The organism is Nocardiopsis protaetiae (assembly GCF_045446735.1).
Taxonomy (GTDB): domain Bacteria; phylum Actinomycetota; class Actinomycetes; order Streptosporangiales; family Streptosporangiaceae; genus Nocardiopsis; species Nocardiopsis protaetiae.
Genome location: NZ_JBJJBV010000119.1, coordinates 1 through 18995, shown reverse-complemented (window position 1 = coordinate 18995; position 18995 = coordinate 1). Strand labels below are relative to the sequence as shown.

Annotated in this window: 16 protein-coding genes; 9 read left to right on the top strand and 7 right to left on the bottom strand. The window is 72.2% G+C overall.

The window, feature by feature from the left end:
* Positions 1-219 precede the first annotated feature (219 nt).
* Positions 220-1494, bottom strand: a complete 1275-nt coding sequence (locus tag ACJOT3_RS18695; protein WP_406974131.1) for an LCP family protein — start codon at positions 1492-1494, stop codon at positions 220-222.
* Positions 1495-1680: 186 nt separating this feature from the next.
* Positions 1681-2805 (bottom strand): galactokinase family protein, encoded by a 1125-nt coding sequence (locus ACJOT3_RS18690; protein ID WP_406974130.1) that lies wholly within the window; start codon positions 2803-2805, stop codon positions 1681-1683.
* A gap of 133 nt (positions 2806-2938) precedes the next feature.
* Between ACJOT3_RS18690 and ACJOT3_RS18685 the strand changes: the two genes are divergently transcribed.
* The 5 genes from ACJOT3_RS18685 (at position 2939) to ACJOT3_RS18665 (ending at position 8558) form a co-directional block, all read left to right on the top strand.
* Positions 2939-4084: a YihY/virulence factor BrkB family protein gene (locus ACJOT3_RS18685; protein WP_406974129.1), complete on the top strand. Its 1146-nt coding sequence runs from the start codon at positions 2939-2941 to the stop codon at positions 4082-4084.
* 160 nt (positions 4085-4244) lie between these two features.
* On the top strand, positions 4245-5417 hold the full coding sequence (locus ACJOT3_RS18680) for a glutamate--cysteine ligase (protein WP_406974128.1): 1173 nt from the start codon (positions 4245-4247) through the stop codon (positions 5415-5417).
* Positions 5418-5449: 32 nt separating this feature from the next.
* On the top strand, positions 5450-6688 hold the full coding sequence (locus tag ACJOT3_RS18675; protein ID WP_406974127.1) for a M20 family metallopeptidase: 1239 nt from the start codon (positions 5450-5452) through the stop codon (positions 6686-6688).
* Between the two features lie 131 nt (positions 6689-6819).
* Complete coding sequence (locus ACJOT3_RS18670; RefSeq protein WP_406974126.1) at positions 6820-7920, top strand: adenosine deaminase; 1101 nt, start codon at positions 6820-6822, stop codon at positions 7918-7920.
* Positions 7917-8558: a PH domain-containing protein gene (locus tag ACJOT3_RS18665; RefSeq protein WP_406974125.1), complete on the top strand. Its 642-nt coding sequence runs from the start codon at positions 7917-7919 to the stop codon at positions 8556-8558. Before ACJOT3_RS18670 ends, ACJOT3_RS18665 begins: the two co-directional genes overlap by 4 nt.
* Positions 8559-9081: 523 nt before the next feature.
* Here the strand turns inward: ACJOT3_RS18665 and ACJOT3_RS18660 are convergent.
* The gene (locus ACJOT3_RS18660) at positions 9082-9906 is read right to left on the bottom strand and encodes a purine-nucleoside phosphorylase (protein ID WP_406974124.1); all 825 of its coding nucleotides are present in this window, start codon (positions 9904-9906) and stop codon (positions 9082-9084) included.
* A 229-nt stretch (positions 9907-10135) separates the two neighbouring features.
* Between ACJOT3_RS18660 and ACJOT3_RS18655 the strand changes: the two genes are divergently transcribed.
* The 3 genes from ACJOT3_RS18655 (at position 10136) to ACJOT3_RS18645 (ending at position 12618) form a co-directional block, all read left to right on the top strand.
* Positions 10136-11518: an NAD(P)H-quinone dehydrogenase gene (locus ACJOT3_RS18655; RefSeq protein ID WP_406974123.1), complete on the top strand. Its 1383-nt coding sequence runs from the start codon at positions 10136-10138 to the stop codon at positions 11516-11518.
* An 80-nt stretch (positions 11519-11598) separates the two neighbouring features.
* The gene (locus ACJOT3_RS18650; RefSeq protein ID WP_406974122.1) at positions 11599-11970 is read left to right on the top strand and encodes a TFIIB-type zinc ribbon-containing protein; all 372 of its coding nucleotides are present in this window, start codon (positions 11599-11601) and stop codon (positions 11968-11970) included.
* A 12-nt stretch (positions 11971-11982) separates the two neighbouring features.
* Positions 11983-12618 carry an AAA family ATPase gene (locus ACJOT3_RS18645; RefSeq protein ID WP_406974121.1) on the top strand — a complete coding sequence of 212 codons (636 nt, stop codon included), beginning with the start codon at positions 11983-11985 and terminating at the stop codon, positions 12616-12618.
* Between the two features lie 52 nt (positions 12619-12670).
* On the opposite strand, the gene ACJOT3_RS18640 is transcribed toward ACJOT3_RS18645, so the two are convergent.
* Complete coding sequence (locus tag ACJOT3_RS18640) at positions 12671-13933, bottom strand: chemotaxis protein CheA (protein ID WP_406974133.1); 1263 nt, start codon at positions 13931-13933, stop codon at positions 12671-12673.
* A gap of 158 nt (positions 13934-14091) precedes the next feature.
* Positions 14092-15549 (bottom strand): dicarboxylate/amino acid:cation symporter, encoded by a 1458-nt coding sequence (locus tag ACJOT3_RS18635; protein WP_406974120.1) that lies wholly within the window; start codon positions 15547-15549, stop codon positions 14092-14094.
* Between the two features lie 671 nt (positions 15550-16220).
* On the opposite strand from ACJOT3_RS18635, the gene ACJOT3_RS18630 reads away from it, so the two are divergent.
* The gene (locus ACJOT3_RS18630) at positions 16221-16886 is read left to right on the top strand and encodes a Uma2 family endonuclease (RefSeq protein ID WP_406974119.1); all 666 of its coding nucleotides are present in this window, start codon (positions 16221-16223) and stop codon (positions 16884-16886) included.
* 52 nt (positions 16887-16938) lie between these two features.
* Here ACJOT3_RS18630 and ACJOT3_RS18625 read toward each other — a convergent pair whose 3' ends face one another.
* Both ACJOT3_RS18625 and ACJOT3_RS18620 read right to left on the bottom strand, forming a co-directional pair.
* Positions 16939-18705: an acetyl/propionyl/methylcrotonyl-CoA carboxylase subunit alpha gene (locus ACJOT3_RS18625; RefSeq protein WP_406974118.1), complete on the bottom strand. Its 1767-nt coding sequence runs from the start codon at positions 18703-18705 to the stop codon at positions 16939-16941.
* Between the two features lie 186 nt (positions 18706-18891).
* The coding region (locus ACJOT3_RS18620; RefSeq protein ID WP_406974132.1) for an acyl-CoA carboxylase epsilon subunit at positions 18892-18995 on the bottom strand (104 nt) is incomplete at its 5' end.

Sequence of the window (18995 nt, the reverse complement as noted above, 5' to 3'; positions counted from 1 at the left end):
CGCACCTTGTGCGAACTTTGACTTACAGTGGAGTCACACCGGTGAGAACCGGCAGGCCAGAGCGGGTTTCACCGCTCAGGCCCCACGAGCCGACGTGCCGGCCGTGCGCCCGCTGGGGGGTAGGCGCGCACAGTACGGAACGTCACGAAGAAGGGCCCGGTGCTTCGGCACCGGGCCCTTCGCCTTTCCCCGCCCGGGATGTGCGGGGAGAGGGGGAGGTCAGTCCAGGACGCTCTCGGGGATCGGCTCCCCCTCGCGCATCGCCGCGAACATCTCCTCCGAGCGCGCCTCGTCCCACTGGACCACCGAGCCCACGTCGGGCAGCGTCGGGGTGGCGCCCACCGGGATCGCGGTCGTCTGCGTGCCGCCGCGCATGGCCAGCAGCATCGTCGCCAGGTGGCGCAACCTGTCGCCCTCGTCGACCACGAACATGTCCGTGCCCTCCAGCACCAGCGGCACCGACTTGAACGGGTTGAACAGGGTGCCCGGGGCGCTGGCCTCCTGCACCAGCGCGGAGAAGAACTCGCGCTGGCGGGCGATCCGGTCCAGGTCGGCGCGCGGGGTGGCGCGGGTGCGCACGTACCCGAGCGCGGTGCCGCCGTCCATCGTCTGGCAGCCCGCCTCGATGTCCAGGCCCGCCTTGGGGTCCGCCATCGCCTCCTCCGGGCACAGCTCCACGCCGCCGACGGCGTCGACCAGGCCGACGAACCCGCCCATGCCGATCTCGACGTAGTGGTCCACCCGCACGCCCGAGGCCTGCTCGAAGGTCTGCACCAGCGGTGCCGGGCCGCCGCAGACCTCCTCGCCCTCGTCGTTCGTGCCGCAGACGGCGTCGGCGAAGGCGGTGTTGATCTTGTTGGGCGCGTAGCCGGGTACGGCCAGCGGCACGTAGGAGTCGCGGGGGACGCTGACGATGGTGGGCTCGGCGTCGTCGGTATCGGGGATGTACAGCAGCATGATGGTGTCCGTGCGGCGGCCCTCGGCGCGGCCGGTGGCCAGCTCCCGGATCTGGTCGTCGTCCAGGCCGTCGCGGCTGTCGGAGCCCACGATCATGTACACCTCGCCGTCCTGGCGGCCGGGGCGGCCCTCGTAGTCCTGGAGGGCGTCCACCCGCTGTAGGCGCGCGTTGGCCCACAGGTAGAACCAGGTGGGCAGCACCAGCACCGCGGCCAGCAGGACCACCAGGGTCACCACGGTCACCTTGCGGGCCCTGCGGGCCGTCTTCTGGCGGCGCTTGCGGGTGCGGCCGGTGCCGTCGTACTCGCGGCCGGAGTGGTGGGTGCGCCGCCGCGGGCGCTCGGAGCGCAGCGGGGGGACGTCCTCGGCGGCGGGCATCCGCCGGGTCTCGCCGACGACCCGCTGCTCCGACTCCTTGGACCGGTACAGCTTCTCGAACGCGTCGGGCCCGTCACCGGAGCCCTTGCGCCGGAAGACGCCCTGTCTGTCGTGCTCACCGGTCGGGTCGGAACCTCCCCGGTGTCGTCGGTCTGCCATCGAACCGCCTATCTGCTCCGCGATGCGGAAGGTCCGTGATCACGGCCTCCACTCTGTGGGATCGCAGAAAGAGTAGCGGGGTTCGGTGAATCGCCCCCGATCCGACCATTAAGGGCTGCGGCCGGAGGCCGTCCGTTGAGGGTGGTGGTGGGCGACGGGTGGGCAGGGGATATCCCTGATCTGACCTCAGCGCAGTCTGTGCGCCCCCGCCGCCGGGAGCGCCGAGCGCACCCGCGGCGGCGCCAGCCCCCGCTCGGCGAACGCCCTCTCCAGCGCGGCCCCGATGCCCGCCACCCGGTCGTCGGCGGCCAGCGCCAGCGCGGTGCCCGCCCAGCCGCTCATCCGCACCCCGCGCGCCCCCGCCCGCCCGGCGGCCTCCACCGCCAGCTCCACCTCGGGCAGCGGCAGACCGAACCGGCGCAGCGACAGGTGCGACGCCGTGAGGACCACGCCCACCTCCCCGAACCGCTCCGCGCGCAGCAGGCCCACCACCGCGTTCAGCCGGTGCACCTCCGTCACCGCGTACTCCACCCGCCGGCGCTGGGCGGGGGAGGGCAGCCGGGACAGCGCGGCGGGCAGGTCGCGGACCGACCGCAGCGGGCCCAGCGCCTTCTCGGCGCGCTCCAGGTCGGCGGCGTGTCCGGGCCGGGGGTCGCGGCGGGGCAGCGCCCCGGTGTCCACCACCAGCAGGCACAGGTCCTCGGCGGCCGGGTCGAAGGGCAGCACGGTGGTGCCGCGGGTGCGCAGGTTGACCCGGACGGCGCAGCCGGGGCGGGCGGCCAGGGACACCCGCTGGTCCACGGTGTCGCCCTCCGGGTGCGTGCCCCCGCCCAGGTCGGCCAGGGCCAGCGCCACCGCCGCGCCCACCGCCCCGGAGTACCCCAGGGAGGCGTCGCCCGGCAGGTCGGAGCCGAGCATGACGCGCAGCCCCGTCCCGGCCTCCAACAGGCCCGTGCGGCGCGCCGCGGCCACGGCCCCGGACACCGCCCGGCCCTCGGGGCCGCGGGCGCGCAGCGGGCCGCTGAGCGACGCCGTCCGCACCCGCGCGTCGCCGGGCACGGTGCCCACCGCGACCGTCACCCCCCAGGGCAGCGCCGCGTACAGCCCCACCCCGCCCGAGGGGGCGGTGTGCTCGCCCAGCAGCGCGATCCGGCCGGGAGCGTGCCACACCCCCGCGGGCGGCTCCCCGAACAGGGCGTCGAAGCCCTTGGCCAGCTCGTCGGCGTCGGGCGCCGCCGTCGGCCATCCCCCCCGCGGCCCCGCCGACCGCATTCCCAACGCGGCCCTCCACCGCGCCCCCGCGCCCCCCACGCCCTCACCCTTCCCCCGGTCGACCGCTGTCCCTGTGTCCCTTGTCCCTGTATCCCTGTGTCCCTTCAAGTCTGCCCAAGTCCGGGAGTGTCCGGAGTGGGACCTTCGCAACAGAGCGGGTAGGTCACTAGCGTTGCGGGTCGTAGAGGTGGGGGAGGGCGCGGTGGCGGCGGTGCTGGACAGGGCGAGGGAAACGGTCCGGCACTACCGGAACACGGCCATGGACTCCTACTGGGCGCTGCGCCGCCGGCGGCCGGGTGTGGACCACCTGGTGCGGGCCTACGAGCGCTACGCCGACCGCAACGGCAACCAGCTGGCGGGCGCGGTCACCTACTTCGCGTTCCTGTCGTTCTTCCCGCTGCTCGCGCTGGCGTTCGCCGCGGTCGGGTTCGTGCTGGCCACGCTCCAGATCGAGCTGGGCGACCAGCTGGAGCAGGCGCTGGACGGTGTGCTGCCCGGCCTGTCGCAGCAGCTGCCCATCGAGGAGATCGCCGACGCCCGGGTGGGCGCCGGGCTGTTCGGTCTGGTGGGCCTGCTCTACGCGGGCCTGAACTCGGTGTCGGCGCTGCGCGAGGCCCTGCACTCGATCTGGCTCAAGAACCCCAAGGAGGGCCCCAACTTCTTCGTCAGCAAGGCCGCCGACCTGCTGGTGATGATCGGCCTGGGCCTGGCCCTGCTGCTGTCGGTCTCCCTCACCGGTGTCGCCCAGACGGCCACGCAGTGGCTGCTGTCCCTGGTGGGCCTGGACGGCTCGATCGTGGCGAACATCGCGCTGCGGTTGCTGGCCCTGGCCATCGCCATCGGCGCGAACACGCTCATCTTCATGCTGGTGTTCGCGCTGCTGTCCGGCAGCGGGCGGCCCACCCGCATGATGTGGCGGGGCGCCCTGCTGGGCGCGGTGGGGTTCGAGATCCTCAAGGCCGCCGCGGCCCTGCTGCTGGCCGGGACGCTGAGCAACCCGGTGTACGCGTCGTTCGCGGTGCTGGTCGGCCTGCTGGTGTGGATCAACCTGGTGATGCGCCTGGTCATGTTCAGCGGCGCCTGGACGGCGACCTGGCTGCCGGTGCCGCCGCCCTACACCGGTTCGCTGCCGCTGCCGGAGGAGCACGGCATCGACTGGACCCGGCCCGCCCCCGTCCTGCGGGCGGACCCGCAGGAGCTGGCCGAGCACCGGCGGGCCCAGCGCGGCCTCGCGGTGGGCCTCTCGGCGGCGGGGGCGGTGGGAACGGGCGGGCTCGTGGCGTGGCTGTTGCGGCGCCGGAAACGTCCTGTTGCCTAGTGTGACACTCTGTTAGCGGAAAATGACGGTGAAGGTCCCCCGTGCCCGTATGTTCGAGGTTCCGAGGGGGTAGTCCTCCCGTGTCCCGGCCGAGAGCCCCGCCGGGGCGCGACCGGTTCGCCGAACGAAAAGTTCGGCAGACACCCCCCTCGGAGGGCAGATGGGAACCGCATTCAAGTCGTCCGAACGCGCGACGATCGGTGTGGAGTGGGAACTCCAGCTCGTCGACCGCCGCAACCGCCACCTGCGGCAGGAGGCGCAGAAGCTTCTCTCCGAACTCCCCGAACTCAGCTCCACGGCCACCGCACCCCCGCTGCGCCACGAGCTGATGCAGTCCCAGGTGGAGGTCGTCACCGGGATCTGCGAGACGGTCGACCAGGCCAAGGACGACCTGGCCCGCAACATCTCCCGCATGCGGCAGGTGCTCGCCCCCTGGGGCACCACGCTCACCTGTTCGGGCACCCACCCCATCGACGACTGGCGGGACCAGGACTTCAGCCCCGGCACCCGCTACCGCGAACTCGTCGACCAGATGCAATGGGTGGCCCGGCGCATCCTCACCTGCGGCGTCCACGTGCACGTCGGTGTGCGCCACCAGGACAAGGCCATTCCGATCGTGAACGCGCTCGCGAGGTATCTCCCGCATTTCCTCGCTTTGAGTGCTTCCAGCCCATTCTGGTCGGGTCACGATACCGGTCTGGCCTCCGCCCGTTCCGTGATCTTCGGCGCGCTGCCCACCTCCGGGCCGCCGCCGAACCTCCCGAACTGGTCGGCTTTCGAGGAATACCTCGAAACGCTTCTCCGGGCGGGTACCATCGCTTCCATCAAAGAAGTGTGGTGGGACATTCGTCCGCACCCGGATTTCGGGACCATCGAGATCCGGATGTTCGACGGGATTCCCACACTGCGCGAGGTGGGAATGGCCGCCGCGCTCTCCCAGAGCCTGGTGGAGTTGTTCGATCACCAGCTCGACCGCGGGTACCGGCTGCCCAGCCCGCCATCCTGGCTGGTGAGGGACAACAAGTGGCGGGCCACCCGCTACGGGCTCGACGCTCGCGTCATCACGGACGGCCGAGGGACCACCGTCCCGATCCGTGACGACCTCTACGAGCTGGTCCGCGAGCTGAAGCCGGTCGCGACCCGCCTGGGCTGCGCCGAGGACCTGGACCTGATCTCCGAGATCCTGGACAAGGGCGCCTCCTACGAGCGGCAGCGCGCGGTCATCGCCGAGGGCGGCACCCTCGACGACGTCGTGGACATGCTCGCGGCCGAGCTCGACGACGGTCCCACCCGTGCAGGAGTCGGTGCCGGCGACGGCGCCGGCGCTCGGTAAGACATGGGCGAAAGCGTAGAGAGGGCCCTCGCATGCAGGGACGAGACCTGCCGGAACAGTTGACCGCTTTTCTGGCGCGCCGTGAGCGGGACTTCATCGGCTTCCGCCGTGACCTGCACATGCACCCCGAACTCGCCTTCGCCGAACATCGCACCACGGGACGGATCGTCGAACGCCTGCGCGGCGTCGGGCTGCATCCTCAAGTGCTCCCCGGCGGCACCGGGCTGATCTGCGACATCGGCTCGGGCCCCGGGCCCACCGTCGCGCTGCGGGCCGACATCGACGCCCTGCCCCTCACCGACGAGAAGAACGTCCCCTACCGCTCCACCGTCCCGGGGGCCGCGCACGCCTGCGGCCACGACGTCCACACCACGGTCCTGCTGGCCGCCGGGGTCTTCCTCGCCCAGCAGGACCGGGCGGGCGCCCTGCCCGGCCGGGTCCGGCTGATCTTCCAGCCGGCCGAGGAACTGCCCGGCGGCGCCGTCGAGGTGATCAACGCCGATGCGCTCAAGGGCGTCGACCGGATCTTCGCGCTGCACTGCGACCCCCGCCTCATGGTCGGCCGGGTGGGCCTGCGCACCGGCGGCATCACCGCCGCCTGCGACCAGCTGATGGTCCGGCTGTCCGGGCCGGGCGGGCACACCGCCCGCCCCCACCTGACCGCCGACCTGGTGTACGCGATGGGCAAGGTCGTCACCGAGCTGCCCGCCGCGCTGTCGCGCCGCATCGACCCGCGCGCCGGGTTCAGCCTGGTGTGGGGGCGCATCAGCGCCGGGTCCGCACCCAACGTCATCCCCGACGACGCGGTCGCCGAGGGCACCGTGCGCTGCCTGGACGACGAGGCCTGGCACGCCGCCCCCGACATCATCAAGGGGCTGGTGGAGTCGGTGGCCTCCGCCTACGGGGCCGACGCCGAGGTCACCTACAAACGCGGCGTCCCGCCCACCATCAACGAGGCGTCCAGTGTGGACGTCATGCGCGCGGCCACCGCCCTGGCCCTGGGCCCGGACGCGGCCTCGCCCACCCCGCAGAGCCTGGGCGGGGAGGACTTCGCCTGGTACCTGGAGCACGTGCCCGGCGCCCTGGCCCGGCTGGGCACCCACTCGCCGGACTGGGACGGGCCCATGCTGGACCTGCACCGCGGGACCTTCGACGTGGACGAGCGCGTCATCGGCGTCGGCACCCGGTTCATGGTGACCACCGCCTTCACCGCCCTGGACACCGACGGCCGCGACCGCGTCCCCGCCGCCGAGGAGGCGGTCTCTTTTTGAACCCCTCGCACCCCCTCTGACCCCGGGGAACGGGGGACGCGGAACGCCCGGCGGTCACGGATCTGCCGGGTTCTCGGTAACTTCGCGCCGTGGCGGCGGGTCGGGTGCGGCGCCGGTGGCATTCTGAATGCATGAACCAGCCACTCACAGTCGAACAGATCCGGCGGGCCCCCAAGGTGCTCCTGCACGACCACCTCGACGGCGGGCTGCGGCCCGCCACCGTGGTCGAGCTGGCCCGGGAGGTCGGATACAAGGACCTGCCCACCTACGACCCGGTGGAGCTGGGCCGTTGGTTCCGCGAGGCCTCCGACTCCGGTTCGCTGGAGCGCTACCTGGAGACCTTCGCGCACACCACCGCGGTCATGCAGACCCGCGACGCCCTGGTGCGGGTCGCCGCCGAGGCCGCCGAGGACCTGGCCGCCGACGGTGTGGTCTACGCCGAGCAGCGCTACGCCCCCGAGCAGCACCTGGAGCGCGGGCTCACCCTGGAGGAGGTCGTCGAGGCCGTCCAGGAGGGGCTGGAGCTGGGCGAGAAGCGGGCCGCCGACGCCGGGCGGAGCATCCGCACCGGGCAGCTGGTCACCGCCATGCGCCACGCCGCGCGCTCCTCGGAGATCGCCGAGCTGGCGGTCCGCTACCGCGACGCCGGGGTGTCGGGGTTCGACATCGCCGGGGCCGAGGCGGGCAACCCGCCGACCCGGCACCTGGACGCGTTCGAGTACCTGCGCCGGGAGAACTTCCACTTCACGATCCACGCGGGCGAGGCGTTCGGGCTCCCGTCGATCTGGGAGGCGCTCCAGTGGTGCGGCTGCGACCGGCTCGGCCACGGCGTGCGCATCATCGACGACATCACCGTCTCCGACGGCGGCGCCCCGCGCCTGGGCCGGCTGGCCCAGTACGTGCGCGACAAGCGCGTCCCCCTGGAGATGTGCCCCAGCTCCAACGTGCAGACCGGGGCGGCGCCCTCCATCGCGGAGCACCCCATCGGGCTGCTGCGCGACCTGCGCTTCCGGGTGACGGTCAACACCGACAACCGGTTGCAGAGCGGCACCACCCTGTCGGAGGAGTTCGCGCGGCTCTCCGCGGCGTTCGGGTACGGCTGGGACGACGTCCAGTGGTTCACGGTCAACGCCATGAAGTCGGCGTTCCTGCCGTTCGACGAGCGGCTGGCGCTCATCAACGGCGTCATCAAGCCCGGGTTCGCGCAGCTCAAGTGGGCGGCCGACCGATGAGCAGACCGGCCGCGGGTGCCAACCCGACGGTGCACTACTCCCTCACCTCCCGCATCCTGGCCGTGGGCTGGGCCGTCATCGCCGCGCTGCTGCTGGTCGACCTGTTCGCCCGCGGCCAGGCGGCGGACGTCCGGCTGTACGGCGCGGTCCTGGTGGCCAGCGTCGCGCTGGTGTACCTGGTGTGGCTGCGCCCGCGCATCGTGGTCACCGAGCGGGGCCTGCGGGTGATCAACCCGTTGCGGGAGACGTTCGTCCCCTGGGCGGCGGTGCGGTGGGTGGACGTGGTCGACGTGCTGCGGGTGCACACCACCGACGGGATCGTGCGCTCCTGGCCGCTGCGCGAGACCAAGCGGAGCCGGGTCCGCGACAACATGCGCCGCGAGGGCGGGTTCATGGACGGGCCCGCCGAGGAGGACCCGCGGGAGATGCGCCCGATGGACCGTGCCGCCCTCCAGCTGCGCCAGGACGCCGAACGCCACAAGGCGCGCCCGCTGTCCGGCCCGATCCGCGACATCGACGAGGCCGGGCCCGCCGCGCTGGGCGCCGAGGAGCGCCCCCAGACGATGGTGTCGGTCGAGGTGGTCGTCATCGCCGGTGCCGTCCTGGTCCTGGTCGTGGCGGCGTTCCTGCTGGCCTGAGCCTCTTCTCCCGGTTCCGGACCCGGTCTCCCGCCGCCGCGGGGGCCGGGTCCGTTTCTTTGCCGGTGCGCGGGGTTGACGGAACCCGGTCGGCTCTGGTTAGGTAAGGCATGCCTAATGGAGAGTGTTCCGGGCGGGTGGGCTTCGCGCGGATGGCCGCCCGTCCGGACCTTCTCCCGGGCATCACGCTGTTCTGACGAACAACGGGAAGAGTAAGACCGGTGTCCCACCGCCCGTGAGTCCAACGGGGTCTGCGGGGATCCTGCACGGGCGGGACACCGGAGCGAGGTTCATCGCCTCCGGACGGAGCACGGCCGGTACCGTCCACCCCAAGGCCTCGGGGTGTACGCTCGCCACGCCGGTACCGGACGGACCCGTCCGGAGGCGGCCTCGGAACGACGCGTCCGGGTCGCGTCGCGCACCCATGGGACCTGCGGGGGTCCCGCGCGACGCGTCCGGACCGCGCTGCGGGGCCCGGCTGTGCCGGGCCCCGCTCTTCGTTCTTTCGCTCCCCGGGTCCGCCTCAGGCCCGGACCAGCGTCCGGTTGAGCAGCTCGCCCAGCCGCCGCGCCCGCTGCCGGACGATCTCCATCGCCCGCTCCTCCTGGAACGGGTCCAGCACCGCGCCCAGGGCGTCGTTGCTCACGATCGACAGCCCCAGCACCTCGGCGCCCATCTCCACGGCGGCGATCGCCTCCAGCGGGATCGACCGCCCCGCCACGTCCGCCCCCGCCTGGCGCAGCACCTTGGCCTCCGTCGGGGTCTGCAACTGCGGACCCGGGGTGGCGACGTACACGCCCTCCGCCAGCGAGGCGTCCACCTCGTGGATCAGCCGGCGCAGCCGCGGGCTGTACACCGCCGACAGGTCCACGAACGTCGGGCCCACCAGCGGCGAGCGCGTGGTCAGGTTGATGTGGTCGCTCAGCACCACCGGCTGCCCCGGCGCGATGTCCACCCGCAGGGACCCCGCCGACCCGGTCAGCACGGCCAGCCGCGCCCCGGCGGCGATCCCGGTGCGCACGGCGTGCACCACCCGCATCGGGTCGTGGCCCTCGTACAGGTGCAGGCGCCCTGTGAACACCACCACTCGTTTGTCGCCCACCCACATGCTGCGGACGGTGGTGCCGTGTCCCTCGGCGGTCGGTGGGAGGAAGCCCGGCAGCTCCCCGGCCTCGAACTCGATGTCGGGGGAGCCGAGCGTGTCCACCGCCTCCGTCCAGCCCGAACCGAGCACCACCAGGGCGTCGAAGCCGTCGGCGCCGGCCCGCGTCAGGAGTTCGTGCGCCGCATCGGCCGCCAGCTCCCGGGCCTGAGCGGTGGTCGTCGGTGGCTGCTCTGTTTCACTCACACAGCGGATGCTACCGCCGTGTAGCCGGATGATTCCGGAACGCAACGCTACGGGGGCGGTAAGGGGAATGCCCGACCCCCCGCACCGGGGCGGGTGCGGAATCCGCCGGTCGGCATGGCCGACAATAGGGGTAAGGCGAGAGAACCACGTGCCGCTCCGTCATGCCCTCACAGCGCCCCCGACCGGGGCGGGCGGGGCGACGGTCCGGACGCAGAGGGAGTGAAGCAGAGTGACGAAGGTCGTGATCATCGGGGGCGGTCCCGGGGGCTACGAGGCGGCACTGGTCGCCGCGCAGCTCGGCGCGGACGTGACGGTGGTGGACCGCGACGGTATCGGCGGTGCCTGCGTCCTCACCGACTGCGTTCCCTCCAAGAGCCTGATCGCCACCTCCACCCGCACCACCTACGTGCGCGAGTCCGAGACCCTGGGCATCCAGGTCGACGACCAGCTCGACGGCAAGTCCTCCGTGCACGTCGACATGCCCACGGTCAACAACCGGATCCTGGCCCTGGCCCAGGCCCAGTCCGACGACACCCGCGCCCGCCTGGTCAAGGAGGGCATCGAGGTGGTCAACGGCGAGGCCCGCCTCGTCGACCCGCGCATCGTCGCCGTCGGCGACACCCGCATCCGCGCCGACGTCGTCCTGGTCGCCACCGGCGCCCACCCGCGCGAGCTGCCCTCGGCCCGCCCCGACGGCGAGCGCATCCTCACCTGGCGCCAGCTCTACGACCTCGACGAGCTGCCCGAGAAGCTCATCGTCGTCGGCTCCGGTGTGACCGGCGCCGAGTTCGCCAGCGCCTACCAGTCCCTCGGCTCGAACGTGACCCTGGTCTCCTCGCGCGAGCACGTCATGCCCACCCAGGACCCCGACGCCGCCCGCGTGCTGGAGGAGGTCTTCCTGCGCCGCGGCATGACCATCCTCAACCGCACCCGCGCCGAGTCGGTCGTGCGCACCGACGACGGGGTGCTGGTCACCCTCTCCGACGGGCGCACCGTCGAGGGCTCCCACTGTCTGATGACCGTCGGCATGATCCCCAACACCGACGGGCTCGGCCTGGAGGAGGCCGGGGTGCGCCTGGGCCAGGGCGGTTTCGTCGACGTCGACCGGGTCTCGCGCACCACCGTCCCGGGCGTGTACGCGGCCGGCGACTGCACCGGCGTCAACATGCTCGCGTCCGTGGCCGCCATGCAGGGCCGCATCGCCATGTGGCACGCCCTGGGCGAGGCCGTCGCCCCGCTGAAGCTGTCCACGGTGGCCTCCACCGTGTTCACCCACCCCGAGCTGGCCGCCGTCGGCGCCAGCGAGGACGACGTGCGCAGCGGCCGCATCGACGGCCGGTCCGTCACGCTGCCGCTCAACACCAACCCGCGCGCCAAGATGAACGAGGTCAAGGACGGCTTCGTCAAGCTCATCTGCCGCCAGCACACCGGCATCGTGCTGGGTGGCGTCATCGTCGGCCCGCGCGCCAGCGAGCTGATCCTGGCGGTGTCGGTGGCGGTCCAGCAGCGGCTGACCGTGGACGACCTCGCGCACACCTTCGCGGTGTACCCGTCCCTGTCGGGCAGCGTCACCGAGGCGGCCCGCTCCCTGATGCTGGCCTCACCCGAGTAAGCTCCACACCAACGGCCCGGTTCCCCTGCGAGCCGGGCCGTTTTACGTTTCCTTAACGCCGATGAGAGTAGCGTCCTGTCGTGATCTGTCCCAAATGCCAGAGCAACATGCGCACGTTCGACCGGCACGGCGTGCACATCGAGCGGTGTGACGGGTGCCAGGGCATCTTCCTGGACCGCGGCGAGCTCGAACGCATCGTCGACGCCGAGCAGCGCCACTACGGCGCGACCCCGCCGCCCGACCCCCAGGCGCCGCCGCCCACCGGCGGCTACGTCCCCCAAAGCCAGCCCCGGCAGGGCTACCCGCAGCAGGGCTACCCGGCCCCCGCCGGGTACCCCGACTCGCCGCGCGGCTACCGCGGCGGCTACCCGGACTCCCCGCGCGGCTACAGCGACTCGCCGCGCCCCTACCGGCGGCGCCGCAAGAGCTTCCTTGAGGAACTCTTCGACTAGGGACACGACCACGTGCACCCGCTGATCTGTACTCACTGCGGGGAGTGGGACCCGGCCCCCGACACCTCGTCGGGGGTCTCCGTGCTGCTGTGCCGCTCCTGCGGCCGCACCCGCCCCTTCCTGCGGCTTCCGCTCTACTGCGTCTCCGGGCCCAGCGGCACCGGCAAGTCCACCATCGCCGGGCTGCTGCTGGAGCGCCTGCGGGACCGGTTCGTCGTGCTCGAACAGGACCTGCTGTGGGTGGGCGGCCTGCGCGACCCGGCCGACCACCACCGCCTGTTCCGCTCCACCTGGCTGCGCACCGCCGCCATGGTGCAGCAGAGCGGGCGGCCGGTCGTGCTGTGCGGGACGGTGGTCCCCCCGGAGTTCGAGCCGCTGCCCGAGCGGGCGCTGTTCGACGGCGTCCACTACCTGGCGCTCACCTGCGAACCGGGGGTGCTGGCCGAGCGGCTGCGGGCCCGGCCCGCCTGGCGGCAGTGGGACGAGGAGCGCATCGCCGAGACCCTGGAGTTCGCCGCCTGGGTGAGCGGCGAGGCCGACCGGCTCGACCCCCCGCTCACCCTCGTGGACACCACCGGCACCGACCCGGTGGCCACCGCCGACCGCGTCGCCGCCTGGGTCGAGGACCTGGACGCGGGCGGCCCCTGAACACGCGGAGGGGCCCCGGGCACACGCCCGGGGCCCCTCGTGTGCCGGTGGGTCAGAAGTCGAAGCCGCCGAAGTCGCCCCCGAAGTCGCCGCCCCCGCCGAAGTCCCCGCCGCCGCCGAAGTCCCCCTCGGCGCCGACGTCGCCGGTGGCGTCGCCCATGCCCATCCCCATTCCCATGCCCATCATGGACCCCATCATCGAGCCCATCATCATGCCGGTGAACATGCCCATCATCATGTCCATGCCGAAGTAGCCGCCCGCGTAGGGCGAGTAGGCCGGGCCCGCGTCGTAGTACGGGACACGGCGGCCGTCGACCTCGACCATGCGCACGTCGTTGGGGTTCATGCCGCTCTTGACCGCCTGGGCACAGGACGCGCAGGCCGTGACCGAACGCGGCGAGCCGCCGGGCGGCGCCCAGGTGACGTCCTCCGTGGACGGACCGTGCTGCGGGTTGAAGAAGCAGGGCCCGCGCCGGTCCGGCACCGGCGTCCCGCTGAGCCGGGCGCGGGTGGCCGTCATGTAGTAGCGGCCGTCCTCCAGGGAGTTGGTGACCTGGCGGATCTCCTCCGGCTCGCGGATGGTGTCCAGCCGGGTCTTGGCCTGGTCGTAGGCGTCCATGGCGCGCGAGTAGTCGGTGCGGGTGTCGTCGTCGACCGCGGACAGGTCGATCTCCAGCCGCGCGACGTCCTCGCCCAGGCGCACGACGTCCTCGGTGGCCATCTGCTTGATCTCGGCCAGCTGCTTGGCCTTGAGCTCCTCGCGCCTGCGGCGGCTGTTGCGGACGAACAGGAAGATGCCGCCCGCGACCAGGATCGCGATGACGAGCAGGACCCACAGCGAGGTGGCCCCGGCCGCGGCGGTGGCCTCGACCTGCTCGGTCGCCTGCGGCACGGCCGTCATGGTGTCGACCTGGTTGCCGCCGCCCTCGCGCAGGGCGACCTCGCGGATGGCCGCGGTGTCCTCGACGTTCGGCGACAGCACGTGGAAGTGGTCGGAGCCGCGCAGGACGGCGTACACGCCGTCGCCCACGTCGGCCATGACCGGGTCCATCAGAGCTTCGAGCGAGGACTCCGAGCCGACCGCGCCGGTCGGCAGGACCACGTAGTAGACGGGGACGTCGGCACCGGCCGCGGCGGCCTCCAGGGCGCTCTCCTCCCCGGCCGGGAAGGCGTCACCGACGGCCGGGTCGACGAAGACGCCGTCGTTCTCCAGCTCCTGGGTGATGGCGTTGCTCTCGGGGGGCTGCACGGTGTCGGCGGCCGCGGGCACCACCGCGGCGCTCACCAGCGCGGCCGCGATTCCGGCGGTCAGCACAGTGGGTGTTACCAAGCGGCGCAACATGTCGTTCCTCTCGCTTCCCTCACACTCCAGGGACGAATGGAGGGCCCCCGGGGTTCCCATCGTGACGGTCGTCTCCGGGAACACGAAACGGCCCGCCGGATCACCGGCGGGCCGTTTCGGCAGTCAAGGGACTATTCCTTCGCGGTCCCCGCGGGCACCTTGGCCACTTCCTCTTCGGCCTCGGCGTCCACGTCCTCCGCGGCGGGCGCGTCCAGCGGGACGAACCCGGAGGCGTCGCGCGGCGCGTTGTAGCGGTCCAGGTCCAGGATCCCCTCGCGCTTGGCGACGATCGCCGGGATGAGGGCCTGGCCGGCCACGTTCACCGCGGTGCGGCCCATGTCCAGGATCGGGTCGACGGCCAGCAGCAGGCCGACGCCCTCCAGGGGCAGGCCCAGGGTGGACAGGGTCAGGGTCAGCATGACCGTCGCGCCGGTGGTGCCGGCGGTGGCGGCCGAGCCGATGACCGACACGAACACGATGAGCAGGTAGTCGGTGATGCCCAGGGAGATGTCCGGGAAGAACTGGGCGATGAAGATCGCCGAGATCGCCGGGTAGATCGCGGCGCAGCCGTCCATCTTGGTGGTCGCGCCGAACGGCACCGCGAACGCGGAGTAGTAGCGCGGCACGCCCAGGTTCTGCTCGGTGACCCGCTGGGTGACCGGCATGGTGCCCATCGAGGAACGCGACACGAAGGCCAGCTGGATCGCGGGCCAGGCGCCGGTGAAGTACTTGACCGGGGACAGGCCGTTGAGGCGGGCGGCCACCGGGTAGACGACGAACAGCACCAGGGCCAGGCCGATGTAGATGGTCAGCGTGTACTTGCCCAGGGCGCCGATGGTGGTCCAGCCGTAGCTGTAGACCGCGTTGCCGAGCAGGCCGACGGTGCCGATGGGGGCCAGGCGGATGATCCACCACAGGGCCTTGAGGACGACCTGGAGGGCCGAGTCGGTGAACGCGATGAACGGCTCGGCGGCCTTGCCGGTCTTGACGGCGGCGATGCCCAGGACGATCGCGATGACGATCAGCTGTAGGACGTTGAAGCCCAGCGAGGTGCTGGCGTCCAGGCCCAGGGAGCCGTCCTCGGCGGTGGTGACCGAACCCGAGGTGCTGGCGGCCAGTCCCAGGAAGTTGGCGGGCACCAGGCTCTCGATGAACGCCAGCCACGAACCCGTGGTGTAGGGGTCGGAGACGTTCGCGGGGTCGACCGCGCTGTTCACGCCGGGGCGGATGAGCAGGCCCAGGCCGATGGCGATGGCCACCGACACCAGGGCGGTGATGGCGAACCACAGCAGGGTCTTCCAGGCCAGCCGCGCGGCGTTGGTGACGTTGCGCAGGTTGGCGATGGAGGAGATGACGGCGAGGATGATCAGCGGCGGGACGACCGTGCGCAGCAGCGACACGAACGTGCTGCCGATGGTCTGGAGGGTGGTGGCCAGCCAGTTCGGCTCGGCCTCCTCGCCCACGGGGCCGATTTGGAGGGCGGCGAAGCCCAGGACGAGGCCGAGGACGAGGCCCAGGAGGACCTGGACGCCGAACGAGGGGAGCCGCAGGCGGCGCTGCGGCTTGACCTGGTCGGTCTGTGCGGACACGGAAGTGACTCCAAGCGGTGAGTGCAACCGGAGCACGGGCACGCCACGGCGATCGGCCGTGGGGCGTGCGGGATCTCCGGCTCGGGGAATGGGTGCGGGTGTCACCGGAGAGAGGTGACGAGCGGGTGTGCGGGTGCCGCAGGAGCGGACAGGGGAAGGGTGTGCGGCGCGTCTGCCCTGACGGGCGCGCGTGGACCTAGCTACACGCCTGACAACCGCGACGGCACAGGTCGATGTGCCAGCGGCGGGTCAGTCCCCAGATGTTCGTCACAAGCGAGAACGATATACGTCTTTTCCTACCATTTCCATAGGCTGAGACAGAGGTTTCTTACGTCCCATGACCGGATCGTCGCCCCCATCGGCCCTCCCACCCCCCGAGTGCGGCGAGAATCACCCTCCCCCCACGCACGTCCTGTCAACGCTGTGAGTGGCGAAGGCACCCTGTCCGGGGCCCTCCGGCTGTGGCGAGGGCCCGGGAGGGGGCTGGGGCCGAGGCCCCGGGTAGGTGGGAACCCCCTGCGGCGGGGGGAAGCGCGATGCCCTGCGAGCTGGACCCGGACCTCACCGGTCTGTCGCTCAAGCACGACCGCTGACACGGCGAGAACCACCCTCCGGGAGTCGGGAGTGTCGATGGCATGATTTGCGGAAAGCACCCCAGCGAGGTGATGGGTATGGCTACCGTGAGCGACGAGAACGATCCGATGATCGGAGACGACATGTCCGCACCCACCGTGGCCGAACCGTCGGTCAGGGAGTTCGGTCCCGATGTGACGGTCCCGCTTCCCCCCGGGGACGGGTTCACCGCCGAGGACCTGGACCGCATCCCGGATCTTCCGCCGCACACCGAACTCATCGACGGAAGCCTGGTCCTGGTGAGCCCCCAGAAACGTTTCCACATGCGCATGATCCGCCTGCTCGAACTCCAGATGCTCGACCAGGTCCCTGACGACCTGATCGTGGAGAGGGAGATGTCGGTCGTGCTGGGGAAGCGACAGCGACCCGAACCCGACCTCATGCTCGTCGACACCGAGGACCCGGACGACCTGGAGGTCACCTGGGTGGCGCCCGAGGACGTGAAGCTGGCCGTCGAGGTGATCTCGCCGGAGTCGCGGCCGCGCGACCTGGAGCGCAAGCCGCAGCTCTACGCCAAGGCGGGCATCCCGCACTTCTGGCTGGTCGACCGCGAGGACGGCGACGTGGTGGTCAATGTCTACGAACTCGACCCGGTGAACGGGGTGTACGTGAACAGCGGCATCCACCGGGGGCGGCTCCGGGTCTCCGTGCCCTGCGAGCTGGACCTGGACCTCACCGGTCTGTCGCGCAAGCACGACCGCTGACACGGCGAGGGGGAGGCGCCGCCGGCGCCTCCCCCTCCTGCGTGTTCGGGCGCTAGGCGTCCTTGATCTCACAGATGACCGCGCCGTTGCCCACGGCCTCGCCCGCGCCCACCTTCAACCCGGTCACCACCCCGGCCCGGTGCGCGGCCAGCGGCTGCTCCATCTTCATCGCCTCGATCACCACGACCGTGTCGCCCTCGGCCACCTCCTGGCCCTCGGCGGCCACGACCTTGACCACGGTGCCCTGCATGGGCGAGACCAGCGCGTCACCCGAAGCGGCCGCCGCGCCGGCGCCAGCGCGGGCGGCGCGCTTCTTCTTGCCGCCCGCCGCCGCGGGGGCCGGAGCCGCCCCCACGTTCAGCGCCGCGGGCAGCACCACGTCGATGCGCTTGCCGCCGACCTCCACGGTCACGGTCTCGCGCTCGGTCGCCCCGGCCTCGCCCGGCGTCCCCCCCCAGGGCTCGATCCGGTTGTCGAACTCGGTCTCGATCCACCGCGTGTACACGCCGAACGGCTTGGCCGGATCCGCCGGGGCGAACGCCGCATCCTCCACCACCGCCCGGTGGAAGGGGATCACCGTCGGCATCCCGCCCACGACGAACTCCGCCAGCGCCCGCCGCGCCCGCTGCAACGCCTCGACACGCGTACGACCGGTCACGATCAGCTTGGCGACCATGGAGTCGAACGCCTGCGGCACCGTGAACCCCGCCTCGCAGCCGGTGTCCACCCGCACCCCCGGCCCGCCCGGCAGGGCGAACTCGGTGATGGTCCCCGGCGCGGGCATGAAGCCCCGCCCCGCGTCCTCGGCGTTGATCCGGAACTCGAACGAGTGCCCGCGCACCTCCGGGTCCCCGTACCCCAGCTCCTCGCCGTCGGCGACGCGGAACATCTCCCGCACCAGGTCGATGCCGGTGACCTCCTCGGTCACCGGGTGCTCGACTTGGAGGCGGGTGTTGACCTCCAGGAAGGAGATGGTGCCGTCCACGCCCACCAGGAACTCGCACGTCCCCGCGCCCACATAGCCCGCCTCCTTGAGGATGGCCTTGGACGCCGAGTACAGCCGGTCCATCTGGTCGGCGGACAGGAACGGCGCCGGGGCCTCCTCCACCAGCTTCTGGTGGCGGCGCTGGAGCGAGCAGTCGCGCGTGGACACCACCACGACGTTGCCGTGGGTGTCGGCCAGGCACTGGGTCTCCACGTGCCGGGGCTTGTCCAGGTACCGCTCCACGAAGCACTCGCCGCGCCCGAACGCGGTGACGGCCTCGCGCACCGCCGACTCGTAGGCGTCGGCGACCTCCTCCAGCGTGTGGGCGACCTTGAGCCCGCGCCCGCCGCCGCCGAACGCGGCCTTGATCGCGATGGGCAGCCCGTGCTCCTCGGCGAACGCCACGACCTCCTCGGCCGAGTCCACCGGGTCCGGGGTGCCCGCGACCAGCGGCGCGCCGACCTTCTGGGCGATGTGGCGGGCCTGCACCTTGTCGCCCAGGGCGGTGATCGCGGCGGGGGGCGGCCCGATCCAGGTGAGCCCGGCGTCGATGACGGCCTGGGCGAAGTCGGCGTTCTCGGCCAGGAAACCGTAGCCGGGGTGCACGGCGTCGGCGCCCGACTCGGCGGCGATCCGCAGGAGCTTGCCGATGTCGAGGTAGGAGTCGGCCGGGGTCGACCCGCCCAGGGAGTAGGCCTCGTCGGCGACCTTGACGTGCAGCGCGTCCAGGTCGGGCTCGGCGTAGACGGCGACGCTGTCCAGCCCGGCGTCGCGGCAGGCGCGGGCGATGCGCACGGCGATCTCGCCGCGGTTGGCGATCAGAACTTTACGCACGGTGGAGATCCTTCTGCTGTGGTGTGGGGCGGATGCGCCGACCGCTCCCCTTGGAGTCTAAGTAGTGGCGGTGTCACCACAGGTGTCACCACGGGTGGTGCCCCGGGTGCCACCACAGGTGTCACCACGAGTGGTGCCCGGGTGGTGCCTCGGGTGCCGTCGCGGGTGGTGCCGTCGCGGGCGGTTTCACCGCAGGCTCGTGCGCCAGGCCCCGGGCCCGGGGCGCAGCGGGGTGCGCAGCCCTCGGGCGCGGTCGCGCCAGGCCGAGGGCCGCTCCGGGGCGGCCGGGG